At 65.7% G+C, this 17,230-nt stretch carries 13 protein-coding genes; 9 read left to right on the top strand and 4 right to left on the bottom strand.

All coding sequences use genetic code 11. The annotated features are described in order from the left end of the window. Window positions 1-209 precede the first annotated feature (209 nt). Window positions 210-1,433, bottom strand: coding sequence for an imidazolonepropionase (gene hutI, locus VK519_RS13620; protein WP_324350630.1), 1,224 nt, complete (start codon window positions 1,431-1,433; stop codon window positions 210-212). Between the two features lie 78 nt (window positions 1,434-1,511). Further along, complete coding sequence (locus VK519_RS13625; RefSeq protein ID WP_324350632.1) at window positions 1,512-3,098, bottom strand: GNAT family N-acetyltransferase; 1,587 nt, start codon at window positions 3,096-3,098, stop codon at window positions 1,512-1,514. A 207-nt stretch (window positions 3,099-3,305) separates the two neighbouring features. Here VK519_RS13625 and VK519_RS13630 point away from each other — a divergent pair, with 207 nt between their 5' ends. The 9 genes from VK519_RS13630 to VK519_RS13670 all read left to right on the top strand — a co-directional run bounded on the left by VK519_RS13630 (window position 3,306) and on the right by VK519_RS13670 (window position 14,441). Next, window positions 3,306-4,667, top strand: coding sequence for a formimidoylglutamate deiminase (locus tag VK519_RS13630; RefSeq protein WP_324350634.1), 1,362 nt, complete (start codon window positions 3,306-3,308; stop codon window positions 4,665-4,667). A gap of 269 nt (window positions 4,668-4,936) precedes the next feature. After that, a complete protein-coding gene (gene kdpF / locus VK519_RS13635; RefSeq protein WP_250623806.1) occupies window positions 4,937-5,029 on the top strand; it encodes a K(+)-transporting ATPase subunit F in 93 nt (30 codons plus the stop codon). After that, entirely contained in the window at window positions 5,026-6,720 is a 1,695-nt protein-coding gene (gene kdpA / locus VK519_RS13640; RefSeq protein ID WP_324350637.1) for a potassium-transporting ATPase subunit KdpA, read from the top strand. Before kdpF ends, kdpA begins: the two co-directional genes overlap by 4 nt. Before the next feature lie 3 nt (window positions 6,721-6,723). Then, window positions 6,724-8,793: a potassium-transporting ATPase subunit KdpB gene (gene kdpB / locus VK519_RS13645; protein ID WP_324350639.1), complete on the top strand. Its 2,070-nt coding sequence runs from the start codon at window positions 6,724-6,726 to the stop codon at window positions 8,791-8,793. A 33-nt stretch (window positions 8,794-8,826) separates the two neighbouring features. After that, on the top strand, window positions 8,827-9,003 hold the full coding sequence (locus tag VK519_RS13650) for a hypothetical protein (protein WP_324350641.1): 177 nt from the start codon (window positions 8,827-8,829) through the stop codon (window positions 9,001-9,003). Between the two features lie 26 nt (window positions 9,004-9,029). Beyond that, entirely contained in the window at window positions 9,030-10,478 is a 1,449-nt protein-coding gene (locus tag VK519_RS13655; RefSeq protein ID WP_324350643.1) for an outer membrane beta-barrel protein, read from the top strand. Window positions 10,479-10,487: 9 nt separating this feature from the next. After that, window positions 10,488-11,060, top strand: coding sequence for a potassium-transporting ATPase subunit KdpC (kdpC, locus tag VK519_RS13660; protein WP_324350644.1), 573 nt, complete (start codon window positions 10,488-10,490; stop codon window positions 11,058-11,060). 25 nt (window positions 11,061-11,085) lie between these two features. Continuing rightward, window positions 11,086-13,743 (top strand): ATP-binding protein, encoded by a 2,658-nt coding sequence (locus VK519_RS13665; RefSeq protein ID WP_324350646.1) that lies wholly within the window; start codon window positions 11,086-11,088, stop codon window positions 13,741-13,743. Next, window positions 13,740-14,441 carry a response regulator gene (locus VK519_RS13670; protein ID WP_324350648.1) on the top strand — a complete coding sequence of 234 codons (702 nt, stop codon included), beginning with the start codon at window positions 13,740-13,742 and terminating at the stop codon, window positions 14,439-14,441. Before VK519_RS13665 ends, VK519_RS13670 begins: the two co-directional genes overlap by 4 nt. Here the strand turns inward: VK519_RS13670 and VK519_RS13675 are convergent. Next, complete coding sequence (locus VK519_RS13675) at window positions 14,438-15,910, bottom strand: sensor histidine kinase (RefSeq protein WP_414692754.1); 1,473 nt, start codon at window positions 15,908-15,910, stop codon at window positions 14,438-14,440. The two genes, VK519_RS13670 and VK519_RS13675, sit on opposite strands and share 4 nt — an antisense overlap. Next, window positions 15,907-16,620: a response regulator gene (locus VK519_RS13680; RefSeq protein ID WP_324350652.1), complete on the bottom strand. Its 714-nt coding sequence runs from the start codon at window positions 16,618-16,620 to the stop codon at window positions 15,907-15,909. The genes VK519_RS13675 and VK519_RS13680 overlap by 4 nt, the downstream gene beginning before the upstream one ends. Window positions 16,621-17,230: the final 610 nt, after the last annotated feature.

Genomic DNA, 17,230 nt, shown 5'->3' on the forward strand with positions numbered 1-17,230 from the left:
GGGGCGAAGGCGGAGGCATCGCCGGGGGAATTCGTTGCCGCGTGGCCGATGCCTGCCGCGATCAGGAGAGCCAGACCGACGGTCACGGAGCAGCGCCTTTTCATTGATGGCCTGATCATCGACAGCCCTAGGTGTTGTCAAGTACTCCAAGCTAACGTGACGCGCAGGCCGCACGCAGTGCTGGAAGTCAGGTACGCCGTGCCGGGGGATCAGGCCAGCCGACGACCGGCCACGTGGCTTTGCCGCAATAGCGGGCCGCCGATCCAGTAGCAAAGCTCGGCCGGATCGTGCACGTTCCACACCGCGATGTCCGCGCGCTTGCCAGGCTCCAGCGTGCCCCGGTCACTTAAGCCCAGGGCACGGGCGGCATGCACGGTGATGCCGGCCAGGGCTTCTTCGGGTGTCATGCGGAACAGCGTGCAGGCCATTCCCGCCGCCATCCGCAGCGACAGCAGCGGCGAGGTGCCGGGGTTGCAGTCGGTCGCGATCGCGATGGGTACGCGATGTTCGCGCAGTGCGTCCAGTGGCGGAAACTTCGTTTCGCGTAGCGCGTAGAAGGCACCTGGCAACAACACGGCCACCGTCCCGGCGCCGGCCATGGCACGCACGCCCGATTCAGACAAGTGCTCCAGGTGATCTGCCGACAGGCCGCCGAACTCGGCCACCAATGCCGCGCCATCCATGTCGGAAAGCTGTTCGGCGTGAAGCTTTACGGGCAAGCCGAGCGCGTGCGCGCGTTCGAATACCCGGCGCGTTTCCTCGCGGTCGAAACCGATCCCTTCGCAGAAGGCGTCCACCGCATCGACCAGGCCCTCGGCAGCCAGCAGCGGCAGCATTTCGTCGCAGACCTTGTCGACGTAACCTGAGCGGTCGTTCTGGTGTTCGGCGGGCAGGGCGTGAAGGCCAAGGAAAGTGGTGCGCACGCAAACGCCCAGCTGTACACCCAGTTCGCGCGCCACGCGCAGCATGCGCCGCTCGGCCTGCAACTCCAGGCCGTAGCCGGACTTGATCTCCACCGTGGTTACGCCGTCGGCGATCAGGGCGCGGGCACGCGGGGCGCTTTGGGCAAACAACCTGGCCTCGGTTGCCTCGCGCGTGGCCCGCACGGTGGAAACGATGCCGCCCCCGGCGCGGGAGATGGTTTCGTAGCTTGCGCCTTTGAGCCGGAGGTCGAATTCGTGGGCGCGATTGCCACCGAAAACCAGGTGGGTATGGCAATCGACCAGGCCGGGTGTCACCAGGCCGCCGTCGAGGTCGAGCACGTGTTCGGCCAGTTCCATGGGCCTGCCGGGCAGGTCGCCCACTGGGCCGCAAAATGCTATTCGCCCGCCCGCCCACGCCAGCGCGCCGTGTTCGACCAGGCCGTAGGGCTCGTTCCCGGCAAAGGTTGCCAGGCGGGCGTTTACCAGCAATGTGTCCCAGCGCTGTGTCATGGCGTGTTCTTCAAGGCGCTTTCCATCGTGGGCCCATCCTTATCGTCGGGCGCCCGGCCAAGATACGTCTTCAGTGATTCAGGTGGCCTCAGTATTGCGCGTCCAGCGCACTTCATAAAGGTCGAAACGCCGGTCCTTCAGGTTGGTCACGGCGCCGGAGTTGCGCGCACGCGCCAGGTTCTCGAGGCGAAGGTCGGCGAAAAGCACGGTTTCGGTGTTTGGCGTGGAGTCCGCGGCGATGCCGTCGCGGGCGAAGGGCAGGTCGCTGGGGGTGAGGATGCAGCTTTGCCCGTACTGGATGTCGAAGTTGTTCACGCCGGGCAGGTTGCCTACATTGCCCGACAGCACCACGTAGCACTGGTTTTCGATGGCACGCGCCTGCGAGCAGTAGCGCACGCGCAGGTAGCCTTCGCGCACGTCCGTGCAGAAGGGCACGAACAGGATCAACGCACCCTGGTCGGTCAGGTGCCTTGCCACTTCGGGGAATTCCGAGTCGTAGCAGATCATCACGCCGATCGGGCCGCAGTCGGTGTTGATCATCGCAGCCGACTCCCCGCCGGTGACGTTCCACACGTTGCGCTCGCTCGGCGTGGGGTGGAGCTTCTCCCGCTCGTGGATGGAACCGTCGCGCAGGCATACATAGCAGACGTTGTGGATGTCGCCGTTGGGCATCCGCGTGGGATGCGAGCCGCCGATGATGTTGATGTTGAAGTTCACCGCCAGCCGCTGGAAAAGCTCGCGCACCTGCGGGGTGTATTCGGAAAGCCGGCGGATGGAGTCCACCGGGGAAAGCTCCGCATTCTCGATGGAAAGAAGCTGCAGCGTGATGAGCTCGGGGAAGGTGACGAAGTCGGCGTCGTAGTCGGCGGCGATGTCGACGAAATATTCCACCTGCCTGGCAAATTCATCGAACGAGGAAATACGCCGCTGCATGTACTGGACCGAGGCCACGCGCACGCTGTCCGGGAGCGCCCGCGGTTGCGATACGGTGGGGATGTCCGGATGGTCATGCAGGCTCGGGTTGCGCCAGACCAGGTGAGCGGCATAGCCGAGCGATTCATGGTCGGACGGCACGTATTCGCGCAGCAGGCCAACCAGCTCGAAGCCGTTGCGAAGCTGGAAGCTCAAGGTCTGGTCGCGGCGTGCGCCGTCCATCACGGCCTGGACGTATTTCTCGGCCGTTCCGTAGCGCTGCAGGTTGCGTGCAAGGCCGGGGATGCGGCCGCCGAAAACGATGCCGCGGAGCTTCAACTCCATGCAAAGGCGTTTGCGAGCCTGGTAGAGGCGCTGGCCGATGCGCATGCCGCGGAAATCCGGATGCACCACCACTTCCATGCCGTAGAGCCAGTTGCCCTTCGGATCGTGGCGCGAGGCGAATCCGCCGCCGGTGACCTGCATCCAGGTATGGGGTGCCAGCGCCACCGCTTCGGCAATGCGGAAAGTAGCGCAGTAGCCGACGATGGTGCCCTCGTATTCCACGACGAACTGGCCCTCGGGAAAATGCGATTGCTGGGCCTGCAGCATCGCTGCGGAATGACCCCATTCGGCGGAGTAGACCCGCGCGGTGAGGGCCACCAACTGGGGCACGTCCGCAGGACGGGCCTCGCGAAGCTGCAGTTGCGGTCCGTCGGTCGGGCGCGTGCCGGTGGCGGCGTGGTCGGTCATGGGGCTGCCTGCGTGGAAGTGAGGGCGGCGCACGTAGGCCACGCTGCGCCCGCGCATGGGCCACCATGGTGCCGATCCGGTCGTGAAGGAATCCTGTTACGGCGCGTTTCCAGCGGCAAGCTCCACTTCTCCAAGCCAAGCGGCGGCGCATTGCGTACCATGGCGGCCTGGGCGTGGCGCGGGCCGCGCGAGCCACCATGGAGCACCATGTCGACATCAATGTATCGTGCCGACCACGCCTGGCAGGGCAATCGCTGGAACCAGGACATGGCGCTTGGCGTGCGCGATGGGCGCCTGGCGATCGATGGCCAGGCCATCGCAGGCGAGCCATCGATCCGGCTGGGCAAGTACGTGCTGCCCGGCATGCCCAACCTGCATTCGCACGCCTTCCAACGCGCCATGGCGGGCATGGCCGAGCGCCGTGGGCCCGGCGACGACAGCTTCTGGACCTGGCGCGAGACGATGTACGGTTTTGCCCAGCGCGTCGGGCCGGACGACCTCAAGGCCATCGCCGCGCAGTTGTACGTGGAAATGCTCAAGGCCGGCTATACGCACGTGTGCGAGTTCCATTACCTGCACCACCAACCCGATGGTTCGCCATGGCCCGATGCCGCGGCGATGTCGCAAGCGGTGGTGGAGGCGGCGGAGGAGGCAGGCATCGGCCTGACCATCCTGCCCGTGCTGTACATGACCGGGGGTTTCGATGGCCGGCCGCTGGGCGAGCGCCAACGGCGCTTCGGTCACACGGTGGAGGCGTACCTGCGACTCGTGCAATCGCTGCGCGATGGCGATGGCATGCACAAGACGACGGGCGTGGCCCTGCACTCGCTACGCGCCGTGCGGCCGGACGCTATCCATGCGGTGCTGGGCGCCATTCCGCGGGACATGCCCGTGCACATCCACATCGCCGAGCAAATGCCGGAGGTGGAAGAATGCCTCTCGGAGCGCGGCTGCCGCCCGGTGCAGTGGCTGCTGGACAACGTCCAGGTGGATGCGCGGTGGTGCCTGGTGCACGCTACGCACCTTGATGCCGGCGAAACGCGAGGCCTGGCGCAATCGGGCGCGGTGGCCGGCCTGTGCCCGACGACCGAGGCCAACCTCGGTGATGGTGTTTTTCCCCTGGCATCTTTCATCGACCAGGGCGGCGTGCTGGGTATCGGATCGGATTCGCACATTTCCGTTTCGCCGGTGGAGGAACTGCGTTGGCTGGAATACGGCCAACGGCTGGTGGCCCGGCAGCGCAACGTCGCTGCCCGCCACGCCGGACAGAGCGTGGGCGAGTCGTTGTTCGCACGGTCATTGGCCGGCGGCGCCGCCGCCTCGGGAACGGCTATAGGCGCGATCGCCACTGGCGCGCGGGCCGACCTCGTCGTCCTGGATGACTTGGCGCCGGTGCTGGCGGCGCGCGATGCGGCCGACGTGATGGACAGCTTCATCTTTTCCGGCAACGTGCCCCTTGTGCGCGATGTGATGGCGGCGGGGCAATGGGTTGTCCGCGATGGGCAGCACATCGACCAATCGCGCATCGCCGATCGCTATCGACTTGCCGTGGAAAGGCTCAAGGCGTGAGCCGCGCGGGACGCGCGATCGCAGCTGGATAATCGCGCGCGAGAAAGTTCCCCTGGTCGAGGGCGATCGGGGCGCCTGAGCGCTTCTTTTTACGACATTTTTATGCCGCCATCGCCGCCTGTTGCACCGAACTTACGACGCAGCGGGGAAAATACGCGGCATGGACATCCTCTATATCGCCATACCCATCGTGCTTTTCGCCGCAACGATCGGCTTCTTGCTGGTTTGCGAACGCCTGATGCGGCGTTCTTCCTGACGGGACTTTCCCCATGACCCTCGTTTACGTGATCGCGGCCCTGGTCGCGCTCTTTCTGTGCGTGTACCTCGTGGTGGCCCTGCTACGGCCGGAGTGGTTCGAATGACTGCCAATGCACTGATGCAGGTCGCCGTGTTCCTGGCCGTGTTGCTGGTGCTGGTGGCGCCCATGGGCCGTTACATGGCCTTTGTTTTCGACGACAACCGCCGTGGCGAGAACCGCTTCGAGCGCGTGTTCTACGGCGCCAGCGGCATTGACCCGGCCGAGGACATGAGCTGGAAGCGTTACGCGCTGGCCATGTTGTTCTTCAACATGGCCGGGGTGCTGCTGCTTTATGCCTTGCAGCGGTTGCAGGGCGTGCTGCCGCTGAACCCGCAGCATTTCGCGGCACCGTCGGCCGATTCGGCGATGAACACTGCGGTGAGCTTTGCAACCAATACCAACTGGCAGGCCTATGCCGGTGAATCCACCATGAGCTACCTGACGCAGATGCTCGGGCTGGCCGTGCAGAACTTCATGTCTGCCGCCACGGGCATCGCCGTGCTGGTGGCGGTGGTGCGTGGCTTCGCACGCCGCGGTGCATCGGGCATCGGTAATTTCTGGGTGGATCTGACCCGTTGCACGCTTTATGTGCTGCTGCCGCTGTCGCTGGTGATGGCGCTGGTGCTGGTATCGCAGGGCGTGGTGCAGAATTTCCATGCTTATGTCGATACGGGCAGCCAGGTACTGCCGATGGGACCGGCGGCATCGCAGGTGGCGATCAAGCAGCTGGGCACCAATGGCGGCGGTTTCTTCAACGCCAATTCGGCCCACCCGTTCGAGAACCCTACGGGGCTTTCCAACTTCATCGAGATGCTGGTGATCTTCCTGATCCCCGGTGGCCTATGCCTGACCTTTGGCCGCATGGTGGGTGACAAGCGCCAGGGCTGGGCGATCCTCGCCACGATGCTGCTGATCTTCATCCCGCTCGCCGTGGGCCTGGTGGCCGCCGAGCAGGCGGGCAACCCAGCGCTGCATGGTCTGGCCGTGGATGGCCAGGCCTCGGCGTTGCAATCGGGCGGCAACATGGAAGGCAAGGAGACGCGCTTCGGCATCGCCGCGTCCGGTCTCTTCGCCGCCATCACCACGGCCGCTTCATGCGGCGCGGTGAATGCCGCGCACGACTCGCTGACCCCGCTCGGCGGCTTGATCCCGATGTGGCTGATGCAGCTGGGCGAGGTTGTGTTCGGCGGCGTGGGCTCGGGCCTGTACGGCATGCTCGCCTTCGCCATCGTCGCGGTGTTCATCGCGGGCCTGATGGTGGGCCGCACGCCCGAGTACCTGGGCAAGAAGATCGAAGCCTACGAAATGAAGATGGCGAGCCTGGCAGTGCTTGTGCCGTGCGCGCTCGTGACCATCGGTACGGCGATTGCCGTGTTGGCACCGGCGGGTGTCGCTGGGGTCAGCAACCCCGGCGCCCATGGCTTCAGCGAAATTCTCTATGCGGTGAGTTCGGCGTCGAACAACAACGGCAGCGCGTTCGGCGGGCTTTCCGCCAACACGCCGTTCTGGAACATCCTGCTGGCCATTTGCATGTTCCTGGCGCGCTTCCCGCTGGCGATCGCCATGCTGGCCATGGCGGGCTCCCTTGCCGCCAAGCGCCACGTACCGCCTTCGGCCGGCACCTTGCGCACCCATACGCCCCTGTTCGTGGTGTTGCTGGCCTGCATCGTGGTCGTCGTCGGCGCGCTTACCTTCCTGCCGGCACTGGCCCTGGGCCCGATCGCCGAACACCTCCAAGCTGCCGCGGGGCATTGATTTATGACGTCCGCCACCCTTCCCAATCGCGCCTTCGACCGCGCCCTGGTCCGCACCGCCGTGCTGGATGCGTTCCGCAAGCTGTCGCCGCGGATGCAGTTCCGCAACCCGGTGATGTTCGTGGTGCTGGTATGCAGCATCCTCACCACCCTGATCTGGATCGCAGGCCTCACCACCGGCCACCGTGAAGTGCCTTCGGGGTTTTCGTTTGCCGTGAGCGCATGGCTGTGGTTCACGCTGCTGTTCGCCAACTTCGCCGAGGCGCTGGCCGAAGGGCGGGGCAAGGCCCAGGCCAACGCCCTGCGTGGCTCACGCAAGGAACTGATCGCCAAGCGGGTGGACACTGCCCTGCGTGACGCCCAGGTGACCTATACCCCGTCAACGGATCTGCGCACCGGCCACATGGTGCTGGTCGAGGCCGGCGAATACCTGCCCGGCGACGGCGAGGTGGTGGCCGGTACCGCAAGCGTCGACGAAAGCGCCATCACCGGCGAGTCCGCGCCGGTGATCCGTGAGTCGGGCGGTGACCGCAGTGCGGTGACGGGTGGTACCAAGGTGCTGTCCGACTGGCTGGTGGTGCGCATTACCAGCAACCCCGGCGAAAGCTTCCTGGACCGCATGATCGCCATGGTGGAAGGTGCCAGCCGGCGCAAGACGCCGAACGAGATCGCGCTCACCATCCTGCTGGCGAAGTTCACGCTGATCTTCCTGCTGGCCTGCGCCACTTTGCTGCCGTACTCGATCTACAGCGTGCAGGTAGCCCATGCCGGCGAGCCGATCACGCTCACCGTGCTGATCGCGCTCCTGGTGTGCCTGATTCCCACCACGATCGGCGCGCTGCTCTCGGCCATCGGTATCGCCGGCATGGACCGCATGATCCGCGCCAACGTGATCGCCACCTCCGGCCGTGCCGTGGAAGCCGCTGGCGACGTCGACGTGCTCCTGCTGGACAAGACCGGCACCATCACGCTGGGCAATCGCCAGGCCGTGGCCTTCCATCCGGCGCCCGACGTGCAGGCGCAGACGCTGGCCGAAGTGGCTTTGCTGGCCTCGCTGGCCGACGACACCCCCGAAGGGCGCAGCGTGCTCGCCCTGGCCCGGGAAGCGTTCGGCCTTACCGAGCGCGTGATCGCCGATGCGGTGTATGTACCCTTCACCGCCCAGACGCGCATGAGCGGCGTCGATATCGGTGACAGGCATATCCGCAAGGGCGCCATCGATGCCGTGGGCCGTTACCTGGACGCCAACGGCAGCCACCTGCCGCCGCGCGTGACCCGCCAGGCCGAGGAGGTCGCCCGCCGCGGCGCCACGCCGCTGGTGGTGGTGGAGGGCGCACGTGCCCTTGGCGTGGTGGAACTGAAAGATATCGTCAAGCCCGGCATCAAGGAGCGCTTTGCCCAGATGCGGCGCATGGGCATCCGCACGGTGATGGTGACCGGCGACAATCCCCTGACTGCCGCGGCCATTGCCGCCGAGGCAGGTGTCGACGATTTCCTCGCCGAGGCCACGCCCGAGGCCAAGCTGAAGCTGATCCGTGACATCCAGGCTGAGAACCGCCTGGTGGCCATGTGCGGCGACGGTACCAATGACGCTCCGGCGCTGGCCCAGGCCGACGTTGCCGTGGCGATGAACACCGGCACCCAGGCGGCCCGCGAGGCCGGCAACATGGTGGACCTGGATTCAGATCCCACCAAGCTGATCGAGGTGGTGGAGATCGGCAAACAGCTGCTGATTACCCGCGGTGCGCTCACCACGTTCTCGCTGGCCAACGATATCGCCAAGTACTTCGCGATCATCCCGGCCGCGTTCGCCACCACGTATCCGGCGCTCAATACGCTCAACGTGATGCACCTGGCCACGCCCCAGAGCGCGATCCTGTCGGCGGTGATCTTCAACGCGCTGATCATCATCGTGTTGATACCACTGGCACTACGTGGCGTGAAATACCGCGCACTCGGCGCCGACGCGCTGTTGCGGCGGAACCTGCTTGTCTATGGCCTGGGCGGCATTGTCGCGCCGTTCCTGGGCATCAAGTTGATCGACCTGATCCTCGTCGCCATCGGCGCGGCCTGAATTCCCTTCTTCCAAGCATCGAGGCAATACGAAGTGCTTACCCACCTGATGAAGTTTTCCTGGAAAGACACCCAGGATGCAGAACTGGACAACGCAGCCAACGATCCGCTGGTGCGCGAACCGCGCCCGCTCAAAGCTGCTCTGGCGCCTGGCGCCCAGGCACTGACCCTTCAGGAAGAATACGAACTCGGCGGCTACGCCGGCATTTGACAGTCAACGCACCAGGAAACGAAGTCATGTACCAGAAAAAGCTGTTGGCCCTCGCACTGCTCCTGGCCCTCCCGGCCGGCCAGGCCATGGCCAGCGACGATGCTCCCGCTACCGGCAGCGCCGATTGTTCGAAGGGCTTCGGCTCGCGACTGGCCGCCGCCTACCGCGAAGACGCCCAGCCGGCCGATCCGAATGCGCCGGCTGCACCGGCGCCTGCGCGTCGCGGCATGGATTCCCCCTTTGATTCGATGCCGTTCCCGGCCTCTGAGTGGCAACTCGGCGGCGTCGACAATCCGATTGGTGTGCCTGACACAAACTCGCAGTATCCGCTGGAGAAAGCGCTCGCCTGTACTAGCGTAGGCCACTGGATGCAGAAGAATCGTATCGAGGTTTATGGCTGGATCAATCCATCAGCCAATATAAGCTCGTCGAGTTTTTCCAACTATCCGCTTTCCTACGCCACGCGCCCCAATCGCGTGGAATTTGATCAGGCGCTGTTGCGAATTGAGCGTTTGCCCGACACGGTTCAGACCGATCATCTGGACTGGGGATTTCATTTCGACGACCTGTATGGCTACGACTACCACTTCACCACCATGAAGGGTGTCACCAGCGACCAGTTGCTCAACCATCCCAATTCCAATAGTCCGCTGCCGGGTAAGCTCTACGGCAACGATCCGATGATCTGGTATGTCGACCTGTACATCCCCTGGGTGGCGCAGGGCATGCAGATAACGATGGGGCGTTATTTGTCCATCCCGGATATCGAGGCACAGTTCTCGCCGCAAAATTACCTGTTGACGCACTCCATTCTTTACACGGTCGATGCGTATACCAACACCGGCATCATCACCACGACAAAGCTCAACGATCAGTGGACGGTGCAGTTTGGCGTGCACGGCGGTGATGATTCAGCGTTCTGGGACAGCACCAGTCGTTTGAGCGTGCAAGGTTGTGTGCGTTGGGTATCGGCGTCCAACAACGACATGCTGTATCCGTGTGTGGAGTCGTACAACAAATCCAAGCAGACCTATAACAATCTGCAGGAATTCGTGCTGACTTGGGGTCATCGTTTCAGTCACAACGTGCACATGCTGACCGAGGCTTATCGCATTTACGTGCGCGATCAACAGGGAGCGCCCGCGGGCGTGCCGGGTTATCCGTTGGGAGAGGCGCCGAATTTCCCGGCCGGCCACAACCCGGCATTTGGCATCGTGAACTACTTCAACGTTGAGCTCGATCCGCACAACATGATCTCGATTCGCAATGAGTTCTATAACGACGAACAGGGTCAACGCACCGGATACGCGACGCGATACTCCAGCCATACGATTGGTTTGACACATTGGGTGTCGCAGGATTTGGAGATTCGCCCGGAGCTTCGCTACGAACACGCCTATGATTTCCCAGCCTACAACGCCGGCCAAAAGAGCAGCCAAGTGACTGCCCTGGTCGATGCGATCCTCCACTACTAGGCCACCGGCATGAAACTCGTCCGCCAGTCCGTCATGTTGCTGCTGCTGTTCACGGTGATCACGGGGTTGCTGTATCCCCTCGTGGTCACCGGCGGCGCCCGGCTGCTTTTTCCCGACCAGGCCGATGGCAGCCTGGTTCGCCAGGGCGGCAAGGTGGTCGGGTCGGCGCTGATCGGCCAGTCGTTCACCAGCCCGAAGTACTTCTGGGGCCGTCTGTCCGCCACGACTCCCGCGCCCTATACCGCCACGGCGTCGACGCCTTCGAACCTGGGTCCGACCAATCCCGCGCTGACCAAGGCGGCATCCGATCGCATCGCCGCGCTTCGCGCCGCCGACCCTGGCAACACCGTCGAGGTTCCGGTGGACCTGGTCACGGCCTCCGGCAGTGGGCTGGACGCGGAGATCAGCCCGGCTGCCGCCGAGTACCAGGCCGGGCGCGTGGCGCGGGCAAGAGGCCTTACGCGCGACCGCGTGGACGAACTCATCGCCGGTGCCACGCGCGGCCGCCAGTGGGGGTTGTTCGGCGAGCCGGGCGTGAACGTGCTGGCGCTGAACATGGCGCTCGACAGCGCGGTAAAGTAGTGCCTTCGCACCGGGTCGACGACGCATGATCCAGCCAGTTCGCGATGCCCGGGCCGACGCCGTGTTGCAGGTGTCCGGCGAGCGCCGCCTGAAGATATTCCTGGGTGCAGCACCCGGCGTGGGCAAAACCTTCGCCATGCTGTCGGCCGCGCGGGAATTGAAGCGGGCAGGGGTCGACGTGGTGGTGGGGCTGGTGGAGACCCACGGCCGTGCCGAGACGGCAGCCCTGCTGGAAGGGCTGCCGGTCCTCCCCCGTCGCGAGGTGGACTACCGCGATCGCCGCTTCGAGGAGTTCGACCTGGATGCGGCACTGGCCCGCAAGCCGGCGGTGATCCTGGTCGACGAGCTTGCCCATCGCAATGTCCCCGGCGTACGCCACGAGCGACGTTGGCAGGACATCGCGGAATTGCTGGAGGCCGGCATCGAGGTTTATTCCGCGATGAACGTGCAGCACCTGGAGAGCCTGAACGACCAGGTGGCGCGGATCACCGGCGTGACCGTGCGCGAGACGGTGCCTGATGCGTTCCTGGAGCGTGCCCGTGACATCGTGTTGGTGGATCTTCCGCCCCGCGAGCTGATCGGCCGCCTGCGCCAGGGCAAGGTGTACGTGCCCGACACCGCGGCGCTGGCGCTGGATGCGTTCTTCTCGCCGACCAACCTGGCGTCGCTGCGCGAACTGGCGCTGGACACCATTGCCCGGCACGTCGACAGTGACCTGCGTGAGCACATGCTCGCGCGTGGCGGCAGCATGCCTGTGCGCCGCCGTGTGCTGGCTGCCATCGACGGGCAGGGCCAGAGTGAATACCTGGTGCGGATGGTTCGGCGCATCGCCGAAAGGCGGGGCGCGCCCTGGGGCGTGGCCTATGTCGAGACGGGCGCGGGCATCGATCCTGCGCGCCGCGAGCGGCTGGAGTCGGCCATGCGCCTGGCACGTAGCCTTGGCGGCGAAGTGGTGGTGTTGCGCGGACACGACATCGCCGGGGAATTGCTGGCCCATGCCGATCGCGAGGGCGTCGGCCAGGTGGTGGTGGGACGCACGCGTGAGCGTCCCATCGCGCGCATGCTGGGCCGTTCGCTTACCCAGCGCCTGCTTCGCGAAGGCTCGCACCTTGAGGTGACCATCGTGGCAACGCCCGTCACGGTGCAAGCCAGGGGTCGTCGCCTGCAGTTGCCCGGAGGCTGGGGCAAGGCCCGTGAATACGCCTACGCCACCATCGCGACGCTGGTGGCCTTCGCCATCGCCTTTGTCCTGGACCGCTTCCTTTCGGTGGCGAATCTTGCGCTGATCTTCCTTACCGCCGTGCTGGTGGTGGCCGTGCGCACGCGCATGGCAGTGGCGGTGTACACCGCCGTGCTGTGCTTCCTCGGCTACAACTTTTTCTTTGCTCCACCCCGTTACACGCTTGCCATCGCCAACGTCGACGATGTGCTTGCGGTGGTGTTGTTCCTGGTGGCCGCGCTGGTATGCAGCGGGCTTGCCACCCGGCTCGCCCTGCAGGTGCAGTCGTTGCGCGGCGCACACGCCCAGGCCCGCGCCTTGCTGGCGCTGGGCCAGGCCTTGTCCACCAGCACCGATGGCGCGGCGATCCGCCGGGTGGGTGCGCTGGCATTGGCGCGCGCCCTGGAATGCGAGGCGGCGTTGTTGCTGCGAGGCGACGACAACACCTTGCACGTGGCCGCCGGCGCGCCGCACGACATGGCCCTGTCGCCACAGGACATCGCTGCCGCCGAGTGGTGCGAACGCCACGGCGAGGCGGCCGGCCGTTATACCGATACCATCAATGCGGCCTCGTGCTGGATCCTGCCATTGGCCGGTGAAGGCTCCACCGCAGGCGTCGTGGCGCTGCGCTTCGATGCCGCCACCACGGCGCCCGATCCTGACCGTCGGAGCCTCGCTCTTTCGATGACGCAGGACATCGGCCAGGCGCTCGAACGTGCACGCCTGGCCGATGAACTCGAAGGCGCGCGGGTGCAGGGCGAGACCGAACGGCTGCGCAACGCACTGCTGTCGTCGGTATCGCACGACCTGCGCTCCCCGCTGGCCTCGATGATCGGTTCAGCGGGTACGTTGCTCGGTTACGAAGACAAGATCCCGCCTGGCGAGCGCCGGGAATTGCTGCAGGCCATCCTGGGCGAGGGCGAGCGCCTGGACCGTTACATCCAGAACCTGCTGGACATGACCCGGCTGGGCCACGGCGGGTTGAAGCTCGCCCGTGACTGGATCGACGGCGCGGACATTGTCGCATCGGCCGTGTCGCGGGTTCGCAAATCCTTCCCCGAGGTGCGTGTCGTGGTTGATGCCGTGCAGGGTGAGGCGCTGTTGCATGTCCACCCGGCGCTGGTGGAGCAGGCCCTGTTCAACGTGCTGGAAAACGCAGCCAGGTTCTCGCCGCCGGGCGAAGCGGTCCAGGTGCGAGCATCGGTGGTCGATGGTTGGTGGCGCGTGGACGTCATCGACCATGGCCCGGGTATTCCCGAGGAAGAACGTACGCGTATCTTCGACATGTTCTACTCGGTATCCCGCGGCGACCGGGTCAAGCAGGGCACCGGGCTTGGCCTTGCCATCTGCCAGGGCATGATCGGCGCGCACGGGGGAAGCGTGGAGGCCTTGCCGGGAATCGGCGGAGGGACCACCATGCGCATCATGCTTCCCTTGGGCGAGCCCCCGCAATCCACGACATGAGTGGTTCTGCAGCACGGATCCTGGTGATCGACGATGAACCGCAGATCCGGCGGTTCCTCGACATCGGCCTGCGCGCGGAAGGTTATACGGTGGTCACCGCCGCCACCGCCGAGGAGGGGCTGGCCCAGGCGGCCACCCAGCAGCCGGACCTGATCATCCTGGACATCGGCTTGCCCGATCGCGACGGGCACGAAGTATTGGCGGAGTTGCGCCAATGGAGCCAGGTACCGGTGTTGATGCTGAGCGTCCGTGACGGCGAACGCGAGAAGGTGCATGCCCTGGACCACGGCGCCAACGATTACGTGACCAAGCCCTTCGGCATACAGGAGCTGATGGCGCGCCTGCGCGTGCTCCTGCGTAACCGCGGCGCGGAACCGGCCGCACCCCCGCGTTACGACGACGGCCACCTGGTGGTGGACCTGGCCCGCCGCGAAGTGTTCCTCGATGGCAATGCCCTGGCGCTCACGCGCAAGGAATATGCCGTGCTGGCGCACCTGTTGCGCCACGCCGGGCGGGTAGTCACCCAGCAACAGCTGCTGAAGGAGATATGGGGCGCAACGCACGCGAGCGATACCCACTACCTGCGCATCGTCATGGGGCGCCTGCGGCACAAGCTGAGCGACGATGCCGCGGCGCCGCGCTGGCTGAAGACCGAGGCAGGGGTGGGCTATCGGTTCGTCGGCGGCATCTCGCCTTAAAGCCCCTGGCCCAGCGGAAGGGTCAGCGCCACGCGCAGGCCGCCATCCTTGCGGTTGCGCAACGCGATGCTGCCGCCGTGGTCCAGGACGATCGCCCGCACCGTGGCAAGGCCCAGCCCGATGCCGCCCGTATCGCGGTTGCGCGAAGCTTCCAGGCGGAAGAACGGCTCGAATACCTGGCTTTGCATGGCGTCGGCAATACCCGGCCCGTCGTCGTCGATTTCCAGTACGCATTCCGCTGCCGTGGTGCGCAAGCGCATGCGGACGCTCTGGCCGTACTTCAGGCCATTTTCGACCAGGTTCATCACTGCACGCCGCAAGGCCAACGGATCTCCATGCATGGTGATCGCGGGGCCATCCAGGAGCGTCACGGCATGGCCGACATCGGCCATGTCGTCGGCCACGCTTTCCACCAGCAGCCGGAAGTCCAGCCGTTCGCGATGCACGCCGAGCGAACGGTCACGGATGAAGTCCAGCGCGGCGGAGATCATCGACTTCATTTCCTGGATGTCGGCCTCGACCTTTTCATCCAGCGGGCTGGGCAGGCCGTCCAGGCGGAAGGAAAGACGGGTGAGCGGCGTGCGTAGGTCGTGGGCGATGGCACCGATCATGTGCGTGCGCTCCTGCAGGAGGCGGTTGATCCGTGCCTGCATGGCATTGAAGGCATCCACCGCCTGACGCATTTCCCTGGGGCCCTCGCGCGGGACAGGCGGCGCGCTGGTGTCGCTGCCCAGCCGTTGCGCGGCCTGGGCGAAACGCTGGATCGGTGCGGAAAGGGCGCGGGCGAAGAGCCATGCCAGTGGCAGAAGCACCAGCAGGCCCAGGGCGAAAAGCCACGCCAGCTGTACCTGCAGGGCGGTGGGGAAGGGCTCTGCGGCAAGCGACGCCACGCGCCAGCTGCCATCGTCCTGGCGCAGTGCGATGACGAAACCCGGGCCGAGCACGTTCCCCGTCGGCCCATGGCCGCCCACCAGGGCCGATGCCGGTGCATAGGCGCGAAGGCGCTCGGCCGGAACATTGAACAGGGCCGACAGCCGCATGAGCATCCGCGATGAAACCTTGGCATCGAAGCCGGCCGGCGGCGGCGGGGCGCTGGCGCTGGTGGCGACATCCATGTCCCCGGTATCCCCCGGGCCCGGCGAGCCGAAAGCAGGTCCTTGCGGCATGCCAGGCGGCTCGCCTTGCGGTGGAGGTGCACGCGACGCGCCGGTGGGGTTCATCCCACCATCGGGTATGGCGCCGGCGTCGCCCGGGGGTGGCATGCCGCCATGGCCATCGGGACCACGTCCGGCAAAGGGCATGCGCCCGGGCTGCAACACGGCAGCCAGTTCGAACAGGCTCACCATGTTCGGCCGCGTCGGCGGGCGCAGGTTCAGTACCGCGTAGCCGATCGCCACTGATACCAGTAGCGCGATGAACATCATCACGAATGTGCGGGCGAAGATCGACAGGCGGGGCAGGTGGTTCACAGGCGCACCACTTTGGGTACCAGCATGTAACCCTCGTTCCGCACGGTACGGATCAGTTCGTCCTTCGAACGGTCGTTGAGCTTCCGGCGCAGCCGGCTGATCTGCGTGTCGATGGCGCGGTCGAATATCTCCGCCCGGCCACCGTGCACCAGGTCCAGCAGCTGGTCGCGGCTCAGGATGCGCTGCGGATGCTCAACGAAGCTGCGCAACAGTGAGAATTCGCCATCGGACAGGTTGATGAAGATCCCGGTAGGGTCGCGCAGGTCGCGGCGCGATGCGTCCAGCCGCCATCCGGCAAAGGCATAAGGACGCGCGTCGGCCGCCATGATGTCCTCGGCAGTGCTGGTCCGGCGTAGCACGGCGCGCACGCGCGCGAGCAACTCCCGGGGGTTGCACGGCTTGGCCAGGTAGTCGTCCGCGCCCACTTCCAGGCCGATGATGCGGTCGGTGTCGCCTCCCAGGGCGCTGAGCATGATCACCGGCGGCCCTTTCTCCGCGGCCAGGCGGCGCGCGGCGGAAAGACCGTCCTCACCGGGCATCATCACGTCCAGCACCACCAGGTCCGGCCGCTCGCGCTCGATGGCCAGCGACATTTGCGCGGCATTTTCGGCCGCTTGCACGCGAAAGCCGTGGCCACCGAGGAACCCGGTGATCAGTCCCCGCAATTCCGGATCGTCGTCGACGACGAGGATGAGTGACTGCATGTCCATGGCAAGGGCTTCGGCCTGCATGAGCGGCATTACATCAGGTGAGTCTACGGGGCGTTTGCCAGGTGGGCAAAAATGCCGACACAAAGCGGACACAAAGGGACAACGCCACGCCATCGCGGGCCCTTAGCGTGGTGACCAGCACCCCATGCCGCCAGGACGCCCGTCACATGAAACCCTATCCGTTGATCCCCGCCGTGCTTTTTGTCTTCGGCGTCGGTATGGCCCTCGCGGCCGGCGCCCGGGGCCAGGAGCCCGCGCCGGCAAGCAGTTCCGCGCGTCCCCCGCATGATCCGAAGGTGGAGGCCGCGCTCCAGGCTTGCTGGTCGGATCTCGGCGGCGACTCTGCACACCCCGTGGCCCCGGAGTTGATCGAGCAGTGCATGCTGGACAAGGGCTTCGCGCCCCCACCCGGGCCCCCACCCGGCCCCGGCACACCGCCGGCGCCAGCGTCGATGGGGGGTTGAAGACGTCATGCTCCCATCCATGGCCCGCACCTGGGATGCCGGCGAAGCAGTTGCGGCACCGCTGTTGCCCCGGGTACGCCAAGTGCCCGCGCCAGCCACGCAATGGCACGACGCGGACTCGTTCTGGAGCGGCCTCGAACTCGGGT

It is taken from the genome of Pinirhizobacter sp. (assembly GCF_035317885.1).
In the GTDB taxonomy this organism is placed as follows: domain Bacteria; phylum Pseudomonadota; class Gammaproteobacteria; order Xanthomonadales; family Rhodanobacteraceae; genus Pinirhizobacter.

What these genes read in the sequence shown, in the direction of transcription:
- hutI (WP_324350630.1), bottom strand. Translation starts at nt 1,433, where the DNA reads ATGACACAGCGCTGGGACACATTGCTGGTAAACGCCCGCCTGGCAACC.
- VK519_RS13625 (WP_324350632.1), bottom strand. Translation starts at nt 3,098, where the DNA reads ATGACCGACCACGCCGCCACCGGCACGCGCCCGACCGACGGACCGCAA.
- VK519_RS13630 (WP_324350634.1), top strand. Translation starts at nt 3,306, where the DNA reads ATGTCGACATCAATGTATCGTGCCGACCACGCCTGGCAGGGCAATCGC.
- kdpF (WP_250623806.1), top strand. Translation starts at nt 4,937, where the DNA reads ATGACCCTCGTTTACGTGATCGCGGCCCTGGTCGCGCTCTTTCTGTGC.
- kdpA (WP_324350637.1), top strand. Translation starts at nt 5,026, where the DNA reads ATGACTGCCAATGCACTGATGCAGGTCGCCGTGTTCCTGGCCGTGTTG.
- kdpB (WP_324350639.1), top strand. Translation starts at nt 6,724, where the DNA reads ATGACGTCCGCCACCCTTCCCAATCGCGCCTTCGACCGCGCCCTGGTC.
- VK519_RS13655 (WP_324350643.1), top strand. Translation starts at nt 9,030, where the DNA reads ATGTACCAGAAAAAGCTGTTGGCCCTCGCACTGCTCCTGGCCCTCCCG.
- kdpC (WP_324350644.1), top strand. Translation starts at nt 10,488, where the DNA reads ATGAAACTCGTCCGCCAGTCCGTCATGTTGCTGCTGCTGTTCACGGTG.
- VK519_RS13665 (WP_324350646.1), top strand. Translation starts at nt 11,086, where the DNA reads ATGATCCAGCCAGTTCGCGATGCCCGGGCCGACGCCGTGTTGCAGGTG.
- VK519_RS13670 (WP_324350648.1), top strand. Translation starts at nt 13,740, where the DNA reads ATGAGTGGTTCTGCAGCACGGATCCTGGTGATCGACGATGAACCGCAG.
- VK519_RS13680 (WP_324350652.1), bottom strand. Translation starts at nt 16,620, where the DNA reads ATGGACATGCAGTCACTCATCCTCGTCGTCGACGACGATCCGGAATTG.